This window comes from Massilia sp. DJPM01 (genome assembly GCF_030348125.1).
Taxonomy (GTDB): domain Bacteria; phylum Pseudomonadota; class Gammaproteobacteria; order Burkholderiales; family Burkholderiaceae_D; genus Telluria_A; species Telluria_A frigida.
On sequence record NZ_JAQOZV010000002.1, the window covers coordinates 128,519 to 146,096 of the forward strand.

At 66.6% G+C, this 17,578-nt stretch carries 20 protein-coding genes; 5 read left to right on the top strand and 15 right to left on the bottom strand.

What is annotated here, in order from left to right:
• The first annotated feature begins 45 nt into the window (after positions 1 to 45).
• The 4 genes from PO883_RS02000 to PO883_RS02015 all read left to right on the top strand — a co-directional run bounded on the left by PO883_RS02000 (position 46) and on the right by PO883_RS02015 (position 2,453).
• Positions 46 to 582 (top strand): DUF2867 domain-containing protein, encoded by a 537-nt coding sequence (locus tag PO883_RS02000; RefSeq protein ID WP_289308267.1) that lies wholly within the window; start codon positions 46 to 48, stop codon positions 580 to 582.
• Positions 583 to 677: 95 nt separating this feature from the next.
• A complete protein-coding gene (locus PO883_RS02005; RefSeq protein WP_289308268.1) occupies positions 678 to 1,265 on the top strand; it encodes a hypothetical protein in 588 nt (195 codons plus the stop codon).
• A gap of 175 nt (positions 1,266 to 1,440) precedes the next feature.
• Positions 1,441 to 1,644, top strand: a complete 204-nt coding sequence (locus PO883_RS02010; RefSeq protein ID WP_289308269.1) for a hypothetical protein — start codon at positions 1,441 to 1,443, stop codon at positions 1,642 to 1,644.
• 38 nt (positions 1,645 to 1,682) lie between these two features.
• On the top strand, positions 1,683 to 2,453 hold the full coding sequence (locus PO883_RS02015) for a GIN domain-containing protein (protein WP_289308270.1): 771 nt from the start codon (positions 1,683 to 1,685) through the stop codon (positions 2,451 to 2,453).
• 65 nt (positions 2,454 to 2,518) lie between these two features.
• Here PO883_RS02015 and PO883_RS02020 read toward each other — a convergent pair whose 3' ends face one another.
• From PO883_RS02020 to PO883_RS02090, 15 genes are all read right to left on the bottom strand, one after another.
• Positions 2,519 to 2,830 carry a BON domain-containing protein gene (locus PO883_RS02020; protein WP_289308271.1) on the bottom strand — a complete coding sequence of 104 codons (312 nt, stop codon included), beginning with the start codon at positions 2,828 to 2,830 and terminating at the stop codon, positions 2,519 to 2,521.
• A 94-nt stretch (positions 2,831 to 2,924) separates the two neighbouring features.
• Positions 2,925 to 4,037 (bottom strand): LytR C-terminal domain-containing protein, encoded by a 1,113-nt coding sequence (locus PO883_RS02025; protein ID WP_289308272.1) that lies wholly within the window; start codon positions 4,035 to 4,037, stop codon positions 2,925 to 2,927.
• Between the two features lie 34 nt (positions 4,038 to 4,071).
• Positions 4,072 to 5,007 carry a type II secretion system F family protein gene (locus PO883_RS02030; protein ID WP_289308273.1) on the bottom strand — a complete coding sequence of 312 codons (936 nt, stop codon included), beginning with the start codon at positions 5,005 to 5,007 and terminating at the stop codon, positions 4,072 to 4,074.
• A 9-nt stretch (positions 5,008 to 5,016) separates the two neighbouring features.
• Positions 5,017 to 5,994 carry a type II secretion system F family protein gene (locus PO883_RS02035; RefSeq protein WP_289308274.1) on the bottom strand — a complete coding sequence of 326 codons (978 nt, stop codon included), beginning with the start codon at positions 5,992 to 5,994 and terminating at the stop codon, positions 5,017 to 5,019.
• An 8-nt stretch (positions 5,995 to 6,002) separates the two neighbouring features.
• A complete protein-coding gene (locus PO883_RS02040) occupies positions 6,003 to 7,349 on the bottom strand; it encodes a CpaF family protein (RefSeq protein ID WP_289308275.1) in 1,347 nt (448 codons plus the stop codon).
• 16 nt (positions 7,350 to 7,365) lie between these two features.
• Entirely contained in the window at positions 7,366 to 8,541 is a 1,176-nt protein-coding gene (locus tag PO883_RS02045) for an AAA family ATPase (RefSeq protein WP_289308276.1), read from the bottom strand.
• Positions 8,542 to 8,571: 30 nt separating this feature from the next.
• A complete protein-coding gene (locus PO883_RS02050; protein ID WP_289308277.1) occupies positions 8,572 to 9,153 on the bottom strand; it encodes a TadE/TadG family type IV pilus assembly protein in 582 nt (193 codons plus the stop codon).
• Between the two features lie 16 nt (positions 9,154 to 9,169).
• Positions 9,170 to 9,631, bottom strand: coding sequence for a hypothetical protein (locus tag PO883_RS02055; RefSeq protein WP_289308278.1), 462 nt, complete (start codon positions 9,629 to 9,631; stop codon positions 9,170 to 9,172).
• Between the two features lie 14 nt (positions 9,632 to 9,645).
• Positions 9,646 to 11,124, bottom strand: coding sequence for a pilus assembly protein TadG-related protein (locus tag PO883_RS02060; protein ID WP_289308279.1), 1,479 nt, complete (start codon positions 11,122 to 11,124; stop codon positions 9,646 to 9,648).
• Positions 11,121 to 11,393, bottom strand: coding sequence for a hypothetical protein (locus PO883_RS02065; protein ID WP_289308280.1), 273 nt, complete (start codon positions 11,391 to 11,393; stop codon positions 11,121 to 11,123). Before PO883_RS02065 ends, PO883_RS02060 begins: the two co-directional genes overlap by 4 nt.
• A 9-nt stretch (positions 11,394 to 11,402) precedes the next feature.
• On the bottom strand, positions 11,403 to 12,833 hold the full coding sequence (locus tag PO883_RS02070; RefSeq protein ID WP_289308281.1) for a type II and III secretion system protein family protein: 1,431 nt from the start codon (positions 12,831 to 12,833) through the stop codon (positions 11,403 to 11,405).
• Between the two features lie 32 nt (positions 12,834 to 12,865).
• Complete coding sequence (gene cpaB / locus PO883_RS02075) at positions 12,866 to 13,750, bottom strand: Flp pilus assembly protein CpaB (protein WP_289308282.1); 885 nt, start codon at positions 13,748 to 13,750, stop codon at positions 12,866 to 12,868.
• Entirely contained in the window at positions 13,747 to 15,174 is a 1,428-nt protein-coding gene (locus PO883_RS02080; RefSeq protein WP_289308283.1) for an ATP-binding protein, read from the bottom strand. Before PO883_RS02080 ends, cpaB begins: the two co-directional genes overlap by 4 nt.
• A 105-nt stretch (positions 15,175 to 15,279) precedes the next feature.
• Positions 15,280 to 15,813 carry a prepilin peptidase gene (locus tag PO883_RS02085; RefSeq protein WP_289308284.1) on the bottom strand — a complete coding sequence of 178 codons (534 nt, stop codon included), beginning with the start codon at positions 15,811 to 15,813 and terminating at the stop codon, positions 15,280 to 15,282.
• 92 nt (positions 15,814 to 15,905) lie between these two features.
• Positions 15,906 to 16,082 carry a Flp family type IVb pilin gene (locus PO883_RS02090; RefSeq protein WP_289308285.1) on the bottom strand — a complete coding sequence of 59 codons (177 nt, stop codon included), beginning with the start codon at positions 16,080 to 16,082 and terminating at the stop codon, positions 15,906 to 15,908.
• A 437-nt stretch (positions 16,083 to 16,519) separates the two neighbouring features.
• Here PO883_RS02090 and PO883_RS02095 point away from each other — a divergent pair, with 437 nt between their 5' ends.
• Positions 16,520 to 17,560: a GGDEF domain-containing protein gene (locus PO883_RS02095; protein WP_289308286.1), complete on the top strand. Its 1,041-nt coding sequence runs from the start codon at positions 16,520 to 16,522 to the stop codon at positions 17,558 to 17,560.
• The last annotated feature ends 18 nt before the right edge of the window (positions 17,561 to 17,578 follow it).

The following is a 17,578-nucleotide window of genomic DNA, read 5'->3' on the forward strand; positions in this document are numbered from 1 at the left end:
ACGTTCAACCGGACCGGCAGGTGCCATCAATCTGCCCGGACCCCCATGCGCCCCACACCCGTCGAAACCGTCATCCCCGCGTCGAGCGCCATTGCGGCCTCGCTTCCCGGTGCCTATTTCCATGATGCCTGGGCGATCACCCCGGACGACCCCGGCGCCACCGCGCTGGAACTGTTTCTCCAGGTGAGCTCCAGCACGCCCGGCTGGGTCAACACCTTGATGAGCTTGCGTAACCGCGTGGTGGCGAAGCTGGGCCTGAAGAATCTCGGCACCTTGTCCGCGCTCGATCCGGCCAAGCCGGCCTCGGCCTACCAGCCCGGCGACCGGGTCGGCATCTTCACCCTGTTCGCCAACACCCCCGACGAGGTGCTGCTGGGCGACAAGGACAAGCACCTGGACGTGGTCCTGTCCGTGCACAAGGCGGTCGACGCCGCCAGCGGGAAAATGCTGGCCACGGTCAGCACCGTGGTCCACGTGCACAACTGGCTGGGCCGCCTCTACATGCTGCCGGTGACGCCCCTGCACCGCATCATCGCGCCGGCGGTGCTCCAGAACGCTGCCCGGGCGGTGCCCACGGCGTGATGAAGGTTGCACTTTGTAAGCGAAATTGTCTTTCCTGACAATATTGTGTCAACTGGGCTACACTTGCGCCATTCTGACCATCCCGTGGATTCCCGATGAGCCGTCGACTCTTGACTGCATGCGCCTGCGCCACCCTGCTGCTGGCCGGATGCCTGGTCCCTGAACGCTTTAGCGCCAGGACCGCGTTCCAGGCCGATGGCAGTTACGAGTATTCCTATGCCGGCACCGCCGTGCACACCATCGCAGCCACCCAGATGGCCAAGGGCGGCAAGCTCGCTCCCAAGGAAGAGGAAAGCCTGGAAAACGAAGCGGCGAAGATGAAGCACGAGCAGGATATCCGCCAGGCCGACTACAAGGGCAATGCGCGCTACGACCTCAGTGTCGAAGGCAAGCGCCAGCGCGGCCAGACGCTCGACCTGCTCGGCGTGCTGCGCGTGGCCACCGACAAGGATGGGGTGGTCACCCTGGCCGCCGGCAAGCTCGACGACAAGGAAAAAGCCAGCATGGCCAAACTCGGCATCAAGCTCGACGGCACGTTATCGGTGACGGTGCCGATCAGCGCGCAAGTGTTGTCGCACAATGCCACCTCGACCCCCTCGTTCTTTGGCCTGATCGGCACGTATTCGTGGAAGATCGGCAGCATCGAGCAGCGTCCCGAGATGAAGATCCGCTTCAAGCAGTAAACGGCGCGCGCCGCCTGCCTGGCGGCTCCGGCGCGGCGGCCTGGCAGCACGCTTTCGGTCCCAAACCGACACTCCATCCCGCCAAAAGCGCAGTTCATCGCAATCGCCGTGTTGACGATCCCCCCTGTGGCTATAGTTCACTCAACCCAACGAACTTAACCCACAGGAGTCAATCATGAACATCGCAAAAAACATGGAAGCCATCTTCGTCGCCGCCCTGATCGCCGTCTCCGCCACCAGCTTTGCCACCGCCAGCGCACCAGCCCCGCGCAGCAGCGCACCGGCCGCCGTGCAAGCCGGCGCCGATGCCAACATGACCGTGGTCACCGTCAGCGCCAAGCGCCTCAGCGCCGCCGAAAAAGCCCAGCTCAAAGGCTGAGCAGCGCCACCTCGCCGACACGACCACGGAGATCCATCATGAACAGATTGTTTGCCAGCGCCCTCATGGCCGCCGCCCTCACCACCAGCAGCGGCGCGGCCAGCGCGGATGAGCAGGTCAGCGAGCGCGGCAGCGTCGATGCACGGGTGCTGAAGATCACGCTGAACGGCGTCATCAATCTGAACGTGAAGCAAGGCGCAACGCCCTCCCTGACCCTGTACGGCGACAAGCATGACGTGTCGGAAGTGGCCGTGGTCCAGCAAGGCGACACCTTGCGGATCGGTACCACCAGGCGCGATCTGCATATCGGCCACCAGCGCACGCATGAACTGCGCGCCGAACTGACCCTGCCGAACCTGAACGAATTCGTATCGGAGGGCATCGGCTCGACCGAACTGCGCGGCTTCAAGGGCGAGCGCATCCTGATCAGGCTCGATGGCGCCGGCGCCATCAAGCTGCTCAGCCAGTACAAACAGATCAACGCACGCCTGGGCGGAGCCGGCAACATGACGCTCGACGCCGGCGACACCGAGCGGGTCGACCTGTCGCTGCGCGGCGCCGGCCGCATCGAGGCCAGCGGGCAGACCAGGGTGCTGCGCGCCGATCTCGGCGGCGTAGGCAGCCTGGAGGCGGGCAAGCTGCGTGCCGATGCCGTCGAACTCGACATGTCGGGCCTGGGCAGTGCCGACGTGTTTGCGAAGAATTCGGCCAAGCTCACGCTCAACGGCCTGGGCTCGGCCACGGTGCGCGGCAAGCCGCCGGTGCGCAGCGCCAGCGCCCACGGCCTGGGCAGCGTCACCTGGGAATAAGGCACGCGCCGCAAGCGCCGCCATGCAGCCGCCCATTGACCGGGACGGCTTTTTTTACGCCCGTCTCAGCGCAGAAGGATATCGTTCTTCACGCTCTTGACGCCGTCGATCTTGCGCGTCAGCGCCACCGCCTTGGGGATGTGGTCGGGCGCGCTGACAAAGCCGCTCAGCTGCACCGTGCCCTTGAAGGTCTCGACATTGATCTGGGTCGCCTTGAGCTCGGGATCGGCCACCAGGGCCGCCTTGACCTTGCCGGTGATGATGCTGTCGTCGATGAATTCGCCCGTGCCTTCGCGCTGCGCGGTGGGGGCGCAGGCGACCAGGGCCAGCAGGGCGACCCCGGCCAGGGTCCGTGTAAAGCGTTGTGCAATGCTCATGGGATGCTCCGGTAGTGGGTGGATCATTCTATTGTCGCGTGAGCACCCGCACCGGGTTTGATATGGCACAAACGGACCAGCCCCCGAAGGTGCATCAGCCTGCCGCCGGCCCTTGCCTGCGGCGCGCCGCGATGATAGCCGGCGCGGCCGTGGCCGGCACCAGGTCGCGCCCGATCACCAGGCGCAGGTTGGCGCGGCCGATGTCGCCTGCGGCCAGCACGCGCGCGGCGCCGAAGCGTTCGGCCAGGCGCTCGGCGGCCTCGCGAAATTCGGGCTGGTATTCGATACGGGTCTGGCGCACGCCGAAGCCTTTCTGGTTGCTCAGCCGCACCACGCGCAAGGCGCCCTCGTCCATCGTGCCGGCCAGCGCGCGCGCCATGCCGCTCACGCCGTTGCCATTGCGGATTTCCAGCAAGGCCTGGGCCGCACGCGCCTGTGGCACCGCCGCCGCCACCACCGCCGCCGGGGCCGACGCGGCGGACGCGGCCGGCAGCGGCGCCGGCCGCGCGCTCACGCGCCGCACCACGAATACGCCGGCGGCGTCCTGGCGCACGTCGGTGCGGTCCCACTGCGGTTCCTGGGCCAACGCCGGCCCGCCCGCCTTGACCGCCGTGTCGATGGCGGCCACGCCGGCGCGCTCGGCGACCGCGTAATCGCTCTTGAAGTCATGCGTGCGCAACGCGCTGGCTTGCCGCGCCATCTGCGCGGCGCGTTCATGCTGCCCGACTTTGGCGAGCGCATCGCCCAGATGCTGCCAGGCGCGGTCGTTGAGCGGATCGAGCAGGCAAGCCTTTTCCAGCGCGGCCAGGGCCGGCCCGAACTCGCCGTTGAGGAAGTGGGCGTAACCGAGATTGCTGAACAGGAAGGCGCTGGCTTGCCCGCCGCCATCCGCCACCTCGCGCGTCATGGCTTGCCACAGCGTGATGGCGCGCGCGAAGTCGCCCTGCTCGGCGTACAGGGTGGCCAGGCCGCTGCGCGCTTTCAGATGTGCGGGTTCGCGCGCCAGCGCCGCCTCGTAGGACGCGCGCGCCGCCTGGTAGCGGTACGCCAGGTGCGCGCTGCGCCCCAGCAGATAGGCATCCTCGGCGCGCAGCGGGGTGGCATCGGCCACGGCCGGCACGCCGGCGGCGTGTCCGCCCGGATTGGCGCAGGCCAGCAGCAGCGCGCCGGCGCACAGCAGGGAACAGCAAGTGAGGGTGGTACGCATGGCAGGCTCCGCGACGAAGATGAACAGGGAAAAGTTACTGGCCGTTGACCGACTTGAGCGTGCGCATGATCTGCATGCCGGCGGGGCCGAGCAAGACCATCAGCAAGGTCGGGAAGATGAAGAAAATCAGGGGGAACATCAGCTTCACGCCGATCTTGGCGGCTTGTTCCTCCGCCATCTGGCGCCGCTTGGTGCGCAGGGTGTCGGCATGCACGCGCAGCGAGGTGCCCATGCTGGTGCCGAAGCGCTCGGACTGGATCATCATCGCCACCAGGGTGTCGACGTCTTCCACGCCGCTGCGCAGGGCAAAATTGCGCAGTGCCTTTTCCTTGCTGAAGCCAGCCCGCATTTCCATCAAAACCAGCTGCATTTCCTGGGCCAGCACCATGCTCTTGATGTGGATCTCGGCGGCCACCTTGATCAACGCGCGCTCCAGGCTCAGGCCCGCTTCCACGCACACCGTGAGCAGGTCGAGCGCGTCGGGAATCGACTCGAAGATTTCGCGCTGGCGCCGGCGCGCCGTGAATTCGAGCACGGCATTGGGCAGGTAGTAGCCGAATGCCGCCGTGCCCAGCATCATCGTCATGATGCGCTGCCCGCTCATGACGTCGCTCGAGAGCGCGATCCACAGCCCCACCAGGGCTGGCAGCAACAGCGCCAGCAAGGTCTTGGCCCCGAAATACAGGGTGGCCACGGCCGGGCCGCGCCAGCCGGCATTCATGAAGCGGGTGCGCAGGGGCGATTTTTCCCAGCCCTGCTCGGGCAGCGACAGGCTGCTGAAGGGCTGGGCCACCTTGGCCACCTTTTCCACCCAGCCATCGCTGCGGCGGGTGCTGGTGTCGGCGGTGGCGCCCACGCGCGCCAGGCGCTCGCGCATGTAGCCGGGCCAGAAGGTCACCATGGCCAGGCCCGCCAGGCCGACCACGACCGCGAACACGATCAGCAAAAACAGTAATTGCGAGCCGCTCATGGCTTCCTCCTAGACGCGAATGTTGATCAGATGGCGCAGCCACAGCACCCCGATGCTGATCATGCCTGCGGCATAGCACAGCAGGCGCACGCCGCTGGGGTCGGTCCACAGCATGCTGATGTATTCGGGGTTGGCAAAATACATCATTCCGGCGACCGCGAACGGCAGGATGCCGAGAATCCAGGCCGAGATGCGCCCTTCGGCCGACAGCACCCGCACCTGGCCGAGCAGCTTGAGGCGTTCGCGGATGATGTGGCCGATATTGCCCAGGATTTCCGCCAGGTTGCCGCCCGACTCGCGCTGGATCAGAACCGCGATCACCATATAGCGCAGGTCGGTCAGGGGAATCCGCTCGGCCAGGCTGTGCAGCGCTTCTCCCATCGGCACGCCGTAGTTGATTTCCTGGTGCACGATGCGAAATTCGCCGCTGAGCGGCTCGGGCAGTTCGCTGCCGACCATTTGCAGCACATTGGTAAACGAGTGGCCGGCGCGCATCGCGCGCGCCAGGAAGTCGGCCGCCTCGGGCAACTGCTGTTCGATCTTGCCCATGCGCCTGGCGCGCGTGCGGCGCAGCGCGAAAAACGGCAGGCCCAGGCCTGCCAGCAGCAGCGGCCAGGTCAGCAGCGGCGGCGTGTCCCAGGCGTGCGCCGCCAGCGCCGCCGCGCACAGCAAGACCAGCGAGGCCAGCAGGAACTGCGACACGATCCAGTTCACGCCGGCCTGCAGCAGCAGGCGGTCGACGGCGTGCGCCAGGCGCAGGCGGTGCAGCATGCCGTCCAGGCCATCGTTGCCGCTGTAGCGGCGCCGCTTGAGGATGGAGATCGCCCCATCCTCGCTATCGGTGCCGCCCGACATCACGCGTAGGCGGCGCGCGATGCGCTTGGCGCCGCCGCCGCGCGTTTCCGACCAGAACAGGTAGCCGCCTTCGATCATCAGGATGACCGCGGCAAACAGCAAGACGGCAAAGCCGTAGAAGACATAGTCCATGGCCGTTCCTATTCGAAGATGCGGCTGGGGTCGAAGGCCGAATCGGGCACGGGCGCGCCGAACAGGCGCAGGCGGTCGGCGAAGCGCGGCCGCACCCCGGTGGCGCGGAAGTGCCCGACCACCTTGCCTTCGGCATCGACCCCGGTCTGCTCGAAGCAAAAGATTTCCTGCATGGCGATCATCTCGCCTTCCATGCCGGTGATTTCCTGCAGGCTGACCAGCTTGCGCGCGCCATCGGTCAGGCGCGTCACTTGCAGCACCACCGTGATGGCCGAGCAGATTTGCTGGCGCACCGCGCGCGGGGTGAGCGTGACGCCGGCCATGCCGACCATGTTTTCCAGCCGCGCCAGGGCGTCGCGCGGGGTGTTCGAGTGGATCGTCGCGAGCGAGCCTTCGTGGCCGGTGTTCATCGCTTGCAGCATGTCCATCGCTTCGGCGCCGCGCACCTCGCCCAGGATGATGCGGTCGGGCCGCATGCGCAGCGCGTTGCGCACCAGCGCGCGCTGGGTCACCTCGCCCTTGCCTTCGATATTCGGCGGGCGCGTTTCCAGGCGCACCACGTGCGGCTGGCGCATCTGCAGTTCGGCCGCGTCTTCGATGGTGATGATGCGCTCGTTGGCCGGGATGAAGCCCGACAGCAGGTTGAGCAGGGTGGTCTTGCCGCTCCCGGTGCCGCCCGAAATCAGGATGTTGATCTTCGAGTGCCCGAGCGACTGCAGCACCTGCACCATGGGCGGGGTCATGCTCTTGAAGCGCAGCAGGTTCTCGACCGTCAGCGGGGTGGCCGAAAAACGCCGGATCGACAGGATCGCGCCATCCACCGCCAGCGGCGGGATGATGGCGTTCACGCGCGAGCCGTCCGGCAGGCGCGCGTCGACCATCGGGCTCGATTCGTCAACCCGGCGCCCGACCCGCGAGACGATTTTTTCGATGATCTTCATCAGGTGCGCGCTGTCGTGGAAGGTGATGTCGGTCAGTTCCAGCCGTCCGCGCCGCTCGACATACACCTGGTTGAACGTGTTGACCAGGATGTCCGACACGGTCGGATCGGCCAGCAGCGATTCGAGCGGTCCGAAGCCGAGCATTTCGTGCTGGATGTCGAGCACCAGGTCGTGCCGCTCGTGCTGGTTGAGCACGATGTGCTCTTCTTCGATGATGTGCTGCACCAGCAAACCCAGTTCATGCTTGAACTGCTCCGGCGTGAGGCGCTTGAGGCGCTCCAGGTCGATGCGGTCGAGCACCATCTGGTGCATGTTCTTCTTCAGGTCGTGATAAGCATGGTTGGCCGGTTCCGCTTCGGCCGGCTGGGTGGGGCGGCTATCGTCGGTCGCGGTCAGGCGTTCGCGCAAGGTCATGGGATTCTCCTGGGGTTTATTGTTCGGCCTCGGCGCGCCCGAACAGGCGGGTCAGCAAGCCCTTGGTTTCCGGCACGCGCCGCGCGGTGACCAGCTCGACCAGTTCGGCCAGGCTGCGCGCCACCGGGCTGGCGCGCGACAATTGCAGCACCGGCACGCCCTGGTTGACCGAATCGGTCACCGCCACGTAATCGTTGGGCACGGTGTGCATGACCTCGGCGCCGAGCGAGGCTTGCACGTCTTGCAGGCGCAGGCGCCCGCCCTTTTCGTAGCGGTTCACGATCAGGCGCGTGTTTTCGATGGCGTAGCCGAGCGAGCGGAAGATGTCGAGCAGGCGGCGGCCGTCGCGCAGGTCGGGCAGGGCCAGTTGCAGCACCGGATAGATGGCGTCGGCGTTGTCGAGCGCGCGCAGGGAAATGACGTCGATCTGGCGGCCCACGTCGAGCACCACGTAGTCGTAGTGCTGGCGCGCCACGCGCAGGATGATGTCCATCTGTTCCGGTTTCAGGTCGACCGCATGGGAGGGGTCGTCGGCCGCCGCCAGGATGCCAAAGCCGGGCGTGACGTGCACCAGGCAGGAATCGAGGAAGGCGCCGTCGATGCGCGCGATCTGGCTGCACACGTCGGACAGGGTCATGGCCGGCTTCTGGTCCGACACATACAGGGTGGCGTCGCCGAACTGGCCGTGCAGGTCGATCAGGATGACTTTCTTGTCCGCCAGGCTGGCCAGGGCGTAGGCGAAATTGGTCGACAGGAAGGTGGCGCCGCTGCCGCCCTTGCAGGAGATGAAGGCCAGCACCTTGCCGTCGCACAGCTTGCCGGCATTCGCGGCGTCGGCGATGCGGTTGATGGCGTCGTGGAAGGCACTGTGCACCAGCGGCAGTTGCAGCACTTCGCGCACGCCGGCGCGCATGGCGCGGATCAAGAGGTTTTGCTGCTGCTCGCGGGTGAGCAGCATGAAGGTGGCGGCCGGGTACAGCTTGGCCAGGCGCACCAGCTGTTCGGCCTCGCCTTCATCGAGGCCACTGGCGTCGACGATCACCAGCGCCGGGCTGTCGGGCAGCACGCGTTCGAGCGCGTCGCGCAGGCGGCTGCGCACGGCCACCAGGGTCACTGGCGGCATCCGCGCGGCGCCCTGGGCGGCGATCTCGGCTTGCAGCTGGCTGTCGTGAGTGATAAGTAGAGCTTTCATGGCACATCCTCGTGGGTAAGGCCGCGCGGCTCAGGGGCCGGGGCAGACTTCGGTGCTACCTGCTTGGTGACCCAGCGACGCTGCCGGGAGGATGGTCGCGAAGGTCGGATAGGTGAATGCCCAGCCCAGCAAATGGCGGGCAAACATGGGTTTGTACACCGCCCGATCGCAGGTGGCGCCGCCGCCGGAGGCGCACAGCTGGGCGCGCACGAAGCGCACGCAGCTCGCGCCATGCGGATTGGCATTGCAGTTGACGATGTTTTGCGAGGGGCAGGCCGGCAAAGAGGCGACCACCCCGAAATCGCTGCGCAGGTGGCTGATCGCGATGCGCGCATCCTTGTCGTTCGCGCCGAGGGCGATGATGCCGGCGCGCGCCGGCAGCGCGGCCGCCTGCGCCACCGCCTCCAGCGCGGTGCTGTCGATAGGATTGACCATGGCCGCACCGCGCGCCGCCGTGTAGGTCGCGTTCGACAGCATGTTCCACAGGTACATCACGCGCGCCATTTCGAGCAGTCCCAGCGTGAACAGCAGGAAAATCGGCAAGGTCAGCGCGAATTCGATCAGGGTCGCGCCGCGCGTGCGCTGGCGGGTCGGGCGGAATGCTTGGAACATGGAAGACTCCCGGCGCTCAATGGTTGTAAGGAACCGTGACCGAGGTCTGGATCGTCATATTGCTCGACATTCCCAGTTCGGTCATGATGTTGTAGCCGTTCGGTATCGCGACCCCGACCGTGACCGTGATGGTGTCCTGGCGATCGCCCCCGCACAGCAGGTTGCCGTTGCAGTCGAAGTCGAAGTCGAGCAGCGGGATGGCGGGCGCCACATTGGCGTCGAGCAGCGATTGTTCGATCAGCTGCTGGGTCCTGAGCTTCATCGGGCTGTTGAACGAGGCGCTGCCGGCCCACTCGCCCGGCGGCACCATGGACAGGCTGGCGGCGGCGGCGGCGGCAGTCTGCTTGAGCACCGCGTACACATAAAACAGGCGGCCGATGCTGAAGATGACCGGCAGCAGGAAGGCCATGAAAGCGAGGATCAGGGCCAGTTCGATACGCGCGATACCGCGCGCGCGGCGCGGAAAAGTGGAAGGCATGGTGGGGTCCGCTTTCATCGGTACAAGACCGTCGAGGAACTCAAGGAATTGGCCGTGGCCAGGCCGCCGAATTCGGCGTAAATGCCTGCCGGGCTCTCGGTCGCGCGCGAGGTCATCAAGAAGCTGCCGACCGCCAGCACCGTGGCCGTGCCGCCTGCGCCCACCGGGCAGGCCAGCAGCGGGATGTTGAGGATGCGCCGCCCCGCCACTTTAGGATAGGTGGACGGGCTGGGGTTTTGCTTGAACACGCCGGTCGCCCGGTACGGGACCAGCGGATCGGTGGGATAGATCGCGGTCGCTTCGACCTGCTCGCTGGCGACCGGATACAGGACCGGCCAGGCGCTCTTGGGAAAGTTGGCGCCGGGCGTGTCCGGCGTGGCCGCGTTGTAGCGCTGCGGTTTGGCAAACGCCCACAAGGGACCGTAGCTGACCGGGTTGGTGGCGGGGGTGGCGCCGCTGACCTCGGCAATGGTCTTGCGCTCGCCGGCGCCGACGACTTGCAGGGCGCTGGCGGGAATCGAGACCGGGTTGGGACTGGCGGCCGCCATGCGCATCCAGTAGGTCGCGACCGTGTATTCCTTGATGTTGGTATCGGCCGGGGCCGCGACCGAGTTGCAGGTCGAGGGGCCGCCCAGGGTGCCGAAGCGCGAATTGAGCTCGGCCGCGAGCGAGGAGGGAAAGCCCTCGCGCACGTAGATGCTGGCGCCGTTCGGCAGGAACGGCAGCGCCAGGGTGCCGCTGCACACCATCGGGCGCAGGGTAGCGAGGCCGCGGTGCGCCGCGTTCTCCACCGCCGGCGGAAAATCGATGGGATTGACCTGGTAGTGCAGCGCGGCGGCCCCGCCCGGATTCAGATTGAGCAGGTTGTAACTGACCCCGCGCCGGAAGCCGTGCTCGACGATCTCCTCGTAACCGGGCGCATTCGCACGCACCGTCTTGGCCTGGTTGTTCATGGCGCAAATGGCCAGCGGCGTGATCTGGACCGCGCTGCGTCCAGCCACCGCGTGGACCCCGACCTTCAGGATGGTGAAATTGCGGTCGATGACACCGGCGAACACGGCGTGCACCTGGCCCAGGCCCTCCGCCAGGCCGCTGGTATCGATGCGGGCGTAACGCATGGTGGCGGCATTGGCGGCATCGACGGCGCCGGCCGCCAGCCAGGTGCCGCCCAGGTCGGGGCTGTCGCTAAAGCTCAGGGCGGCCGACGACCAGCTCATGGCGTGGGTCAGCGCGTAGGTGCTGGCCTCGACGATCTGTTTCGCGCGTACATCGGCGCGGGTGATGCCGTCCATGGTGCCGTCGAGCGCGCGCGCCGCCGCCAGCGCGGCCGCGTCGGCGGCCGCCTGCAGGTCGGTGCGGCGCATGTAGGCCATCGACAGGTCAATCGCCATGCCGCCCAGGTACACCAGCGGTATCATCAGCAAGCCGAACACGACCGAGTAAGCGCCGCGCTGGCGCCGGTGCCGGCAAGCCGCAAGGCGCATCCGCTTCATTTTGCGCCCCCGCCGATGGCCAGCGGCGCCAGCGCGGCCGGCGCGTCAGCCGAGTGCTGGTAGCGCTCCTGGGCGGCAGCCGCCGTCTTGCCGTCCAGGCCGGTTACGGGACGGGTGTTGCGCACGGCCGCCGGGTCGATCACTTGCGCCGCCAGCGCACTGCGCACCGCCTTGCCGAAGCGCGCGTCCCAGCGCGGCGTGCTGGAGCAAGCGCCCAGCCCGACCGTCAATGCCAGCAAGCCGGCGATGCTACCGATGCGTGTGTTCATGGCGCTCTCCTATTTCAGTTCAAAACCGCTGTGCGCGGGGACGACCGGCGCTGCGACCGGGGGCCGGGCCTGCTGGCCTTCCAGGCGCGAACCGAGCAGCATCTGGGTGCGCGAGGGCGGCGCCAGGCCATCGGTCGGCAGGGTGTAGTTCGACGGCAGGGGCTTGACCAGGTGGGCCGTCACGACAAACACCAGTTCGGTGCGGTCTTCCTGGAAATCGGTGCTGCGGAACAGCGCGCCCAGCACCGGCACTTCGCCCAGCAACGGCAAGCCCTTGCGGTTGGTGATCAAGTTGTTCTTGATCAGGCCGCCGATGGCGAAGCTCTGGCCGTCGTACAGCTGCAAGGTGGTGCTGGCGCGCCGCTTGGTGATCAGGGGCAGCACCGCAGCGCCGGAAAAGCCGGCGGCGGACACGCCGATGCCTTCGCGCGAGACTTCCGACACTTCCGGCGCCACCTTGAGGTTGATGCGCCCGCCGGCCAGCACGGTCGGGGTGAAGCGCAGGCCGACCCCGAATTCCTTTTCTTCCAGGGTGACCTTGTTGTTATCCTGGGCCACCGGAATGAAGATGCTGCCGCCGGCCAGGAAACTGCCCTCCTGGCCGCTGACGGCCATCACATTCGGCTCGGCCAGGATGCGCACGATGCCATCCTGTTTCTGCGCTTCCAGGTTGAAGCCCTTGCCGCTGCGCCGGTGTACCCCGAGCGCGCCCTCGGCATTGCCGGTGATGAAATTGGCCAGCAGGGTGGTGGCCCAGCTGCCCGAGCCGAAGCCCCAGGTGACGCCCCCTTCGAGCCGTTCGAGCATGCTTTTCGAGACTTCGGCGATCTTCACTTCGAGCATCACTTGCTGGGGCGCGCTGACCGCCAGCAGGTTGATCACGCGCATGGCCGGTGCTCCCGCACCGGCCCCTGCGGCGCCGCCCGTGCCGCCCTTGGCGGCGGCGGCGCCATCGGCCACGGTGCCGCTCAGCACCAGCGAATCGGCGGCGCTGTGCACGCGGATATCCTTCTCTTCCGGCATCAGGGCCGCCAGGCTCGCTTGCAGCCCGGCCGGGTCCATGCCGACCACGATGTCGACGATGCTGCAAGCGCCGCTCTTGCCTTGCACGATCATATTGGTGGTGCCGACATCGACCCCGAGCAGGTACAGGGTGTCGGGCGCGACCAGCATGGCTTGCACCACGGCGGCGTTGCCGATACTGCGGTTGCGCACCGGTTCGGGCAGGCGCAGCAGGTTCGATTTGCCCACCAGCAGCGTCATATTGCCGGGACGCGCCGCTTCGCCGCTGCAGCGCGGGCCGCTGTCGGCGCGCTCGGCCTGGGGCTGGGCTTCCTTGGCGGCGGCGGCTTGGGCGCCGCTGCCGGCCAGCGCCAGCAGTACGCCGAGCACGGCGGCGGCGGTGCCGGTCGGTTTGCCTGGTTTGATGCATCTGTTCATGTCGGCCATCCTGTAAGGTGATTGCTCGAAAATCAAAAACATTCTTGTGACGTGGTCACGCCGTTCAAGACGCTGACGCAGTCGCGCTTGACATGCGCCACCACCTGGGCGGGGCGCGCGGCGGCCCGCGGGACCGCGCGCGGCCTGGCCGGCGGCGCCCCCTTGGCGGCGGGTACGGGCAGCGGCGTGGTGGCGGCGGCCAGCTCGTCGAGCAGGCTGGCCTTGGTGGCCCCGGCCGTTTGCGGCGAGCCCGGATCGACCTGGTTGCGCAGCGCCAGCGACAAGGTGCCGACCCCGCGCGCCAGGTCGAGCGCCTCGGCCTGTTCCGGCGTGACTTCGAGCGTGACGGCATTGACCACTTTCGGCTTGGTTTCGTCGCGGCTCACTTCCTGGGCCACCGCCAGCACCAGGATGCGTTCAAGCACGATCTTGGAAATGTGCAAGGCATTGCGCTGCTGTCTGGCCTGCTCGTCCGGCTCACGCTCGGTGTGCACGATGATGTCCACGTAATTGCCCGGCAGCGCAAAGCCGGCCACGCCGATGACATCGTTGACGCGCACCGTGATGGCGCGCTTGCCTTCGCTGATCAGGGCCGACAGGCCGCCCAGGGTGCCGGCCGGGGCCAGCTTGGCTTCGGTCAGCGGCTCGCCCTTGAGGACGTTGGTCTTGAGCACCCGGTCGCTCAGCTTGAGGCTATCCTTGAAGGCATCCTTGGGCATGGTCGCGGTGGGCCAGTCGACCAGGCGCAGCATGTCGGGCGAAATGCGCTGGCCGCGGCTGATGTCGCCGGTGGCGACGATGATGCGGCTGGCGGCGTTGCCCGGTTGCCCGAGCAGCCAGAGCGAGGCCAGGATGACGGCGCCGATCCCCAGCAGGACCGCCACGCCCATGGTCAGCAATGCGCGTTTGTTTTTCATGAGATCCTCTCGTACAGGGTGGTGCCGTTATCGGCTGGAAAAGAGATCGGCGGATGGGACGGGGCGCTGGGCGGCGTGCCCGGCCCCAGCGACATGCTGTGCCAGGCTTGCTCGATGGCCGCCGCGCTCAGGCGCGCCGTGGTGCCGGCGAAGGCGGCGAAATCGTTGAGCCGCCCGAGCAGCTCGGCCGGATAGCTGGCCAGCAGCGGGCGCCCGCTGGCGCGGTGCAGGCGCCCGATCAGGTAATCGAGCACGGCTTCGTCGCAGGCCAGCGCATGCTGGTGGCACTGGCGCCGGAACAGGGTGGCGTAAGCCGTTTCGGACAGCGGGCCGACCAGGATCTTGTAGCCGATGCGGCGCAGGAAGGCGTCGTCGAGCAGCAGGTTCGGGGCCAGGTTGGTGGCCAGCACCAGGGTGACGTCGAACGGCACCGCGATCTTGCAGCCGCCTTCGATGGTGAGCTGGTCGCTGCCGCTGTCGAGCGGGGCGTTGAAGCGGTTGAGCAATTCTTCACTGGGAATGCGCTGGCGGCCCAGGTCGTCGATCACCAGGACGCCGTTATTGGCCATGAAGTGCGGCGGCGCGCGGTACACGCCGCTGGCCTGGTCCAGGCGCAGGTCGAGCATTTCGTAGCCCAGCTCGGCGCCAACCTGCACCACCGGGCGCTGGCACAAGGTCCAGCGCGCGTCCGGCTTGCGCCGCTCTTCGCTCTGGCGCAGGTGCAGGGGCGAGGCCGGTACATGCAGGGCCGGGTCGTGGAACTGGATGATATGGCCCTCGGCCAGGATCGCATGCGGAATGGCCACCAGCCCGCTCTGGAGCTGGCCCAGCTTGCGCGCCAGGGTGGTCTTGCCGCTGCCGGACGGGCCGTGCAGCAGCAGCGGACGGCGCGATTGCAGCGCCGCGCCAAGCAGATCGCGCACGCCGGGGTCGAGCACGTCGTCGGCGAAGGCGGCGGCCATCTCGGCCATGCCGATCTGCGCGCCCTTGCCGTGCCGGCTGGACTGGCGCTCGGCCAGGTCGCGGTAAGCCTGCAGGGTGACCGGGGCCGGTCCCACATAGCGGCAGCGCGCCAGGAACTCGGCCGCGCGCACGCGCCCGCCGTCGGTGAGCTGGTAGTGGACGTCGAGATCGGAGTCGCCGCGCCCCGCTACTTCGGCCAGGTGGTCGGCCTGCATGACGTCCAGCACTTCACGCAAGACATTGATCGACAGCTTGAGTTTGCCGGTCAGGACAGGCAGGTGGATCTTGCCGATCGAATACATCGCCTTGGCCACCAGTTCGATCACCAGTCCCATTTCGAGGCCGGTGTCGCGCACGCAGCGCGGCTGCGGCGGCGCGCTGCTGATGCCGTAGTCGGAAGAAGGCGTACGCACCCGCAGGCTGCTGGGCGGATGCGCTCCGGGCGGGGCGGTGTAACTCATATCGGTTCCTCACAGTGCAGGTGACGTTTCCAAAAGGCACAATTTATTTTAGCCACGCCTCCCTTGGCCGGCTTGATAAACAGCAAGATCTGACCGCACGGAAACTTAGAGCCAGGGCTGTGCCAGAGTAAAAAAAGTGCCGGCGGCGATGGCGACGGCGTATGGCATATTTCCCACACTCGGGGTCGGCATCGGTTCGGCCGCGAGCGGCATGCCACCCATGCGCAGGAACAGGGGGCGCAGCAGCGACATCAGATTGGCCCCGGTGTCGCGCAGGCGTCCGCTGGCGAGGATGAGCAGCAGCGCCATGACGCCGCCGGCGCAGAAGGCCGCCAGCGCGATCTGCAGGGCCAGCGCGGGCCCGGTAAAGGCGCCCACGGTGGCCATCAGCTTGACGTCGCCGGCGGCCATGCCGCGCAGGCAGTACAGGGGCAGGAACAGCAGCAGGCCGGTGGCAAAACCGGCCAGGCCGGTGCCCAGCAGCGCCAGCGGCGTGCCGGAACACAGATGCAGGAGCGCGGCGCACGCCAGGGCGGCGGCCAGCAGGCGGTTGGGAATGCGGCGCCAGGCCAGGTCGCAGGCGGCAGCGCTGAGCAGCAAGGCAATCAATACGTAGTGGAGGAGGGGCAAGGCAGGCATGGGCTACTCACGTAAAAATGCCCCCCGGAACAGGGCCCTGTCCCGGGAGGCGTGGTGCAGCGAACGACAGCTCAGGTGGGGCCTGGGACGCCTTACCCTTGCAGGCCAGTGACAACCGACTGGAACAAGATTTTCAGTTGTGCCTGCACATCTTTCAGCGAGGAGACGATCGCAACTGCAATCAGGGCGGCGATCAGGCCGTACTCGATGGCGGTGGCGCCGTCTTCGTCGTTGATAAAGGCTTGCACTGCGGTGGTGATGGTGCTCATGGTGACCTCCGGTTGGTTAAGAACTGCCAACTTCTGGCATGGGTTCGGCCTTGCTGCTGCCTTGCCTTGAAGTACGTTGCTGCTGTACGTCAATTTTTCCGCCATTGGGTCCACTATAGGCAGGTGAGGAATCGACGATTTGACTTCACGCAACTTTCCTTCAAGGCACTAATTTTGCTATCATGGAAACTGTCGATATACGACAAGATGGCGAAAAAGTTGCTGTGCGGTGAGCCGCAAGACGCCGCACAACGGTAGAATCGGGTGAGCGCGAGCGTTAATGCACGACAATTGCCGATCAGGCAACACCGCGGGCCGGGCACGATATGTCAAGCGGAACGCGCCCGGCGATCAGGTACACTAGCCTGTGCCAATGTCGATCGACATCGATTCTTCCGCTACGTGGTAGTTGTTTGATTTACATTTCCGAGAACGACATGGATTCCCTTCTTAAACACATGGTGGACATGACTGGCCACCGCGACCACACGATGCTCGACATCTCGGTGATCTCGGCGGTTCAGGAACTGGCACGGGCGTCGCAGACGCGCGTGCTGACCATCATGCATGTGCGCGGGGAGCAGTATGTGCGCGTGCGCGCCAGCATCTGCGCCGGTGGCCTCGCCCGCATGGAAGAGCCTGCCGATGCGAATGCCCTGGGCGAGCCGATCGCCAGTTTCCCGGCCCTGGCCGCCTGCATCGCCAACAATGAAACGAGTGCCGAGAGCCTGTCGGCCGATGGCAAGCGCACCTTGTGGCTGCCGATCTGGATCGGCGAAAAGGCCGACACCTGCCTCGAAATCCTGCATCCGACTCCGTACACGAGCGACACCATTCACGTCATCGGCGGCATTGTCAGCGTGTACCGCAACTTCCAGAACCTGCTCGATTACAGCGAACGCGATTCGCTCACGGGCCTGCTCAACCGCAAGACCTTCGACGACCAGCTGGCCAAGATGCTGCACGTCACCGCCGAGCAAGAGGCGCTGGAACCGGGCCTGGAAGAGCGGCGCCAGCATTCGGAAGCGGAAAAGCAATGGCTGGCGGTGGTCGATGTCGACCATTTCAAGCTGGTCAACGACAAATTCGGCCATCTGTACGGCGATGAAGTGCTGATCCTGATCGCCAACCTGCTGCAATCGTCGTTCCGCTCGCAAGACCGGGTATTCCGTTTCGGCGGTGAAGAGTTCGTGGTGCTGCTGCGTTCGACCACGCTCGACAATGCGCAAAAAATCATCGACCGCTTCCGCACGAATGTCGAATCGCATGATTTCCCTCAGGTGGGGCAGGTCACGGTGAGTGTCGGCTTCGTCAGCATCAGCCCGTACGAGTCGCCGGTGATCATTCTCGGGCGTGCCGACCAGGCGCTGTACTACGCCAAGAGCCACGGACGCAACCAGGCGTGCCACTACGACCAGCTGGTGTCGGGCGGGCTGCTGCAAGCGGTGGCCTCGAACGATACGGCCGAGTTCTTCTAGCGACAAGCCGCGCTGCGG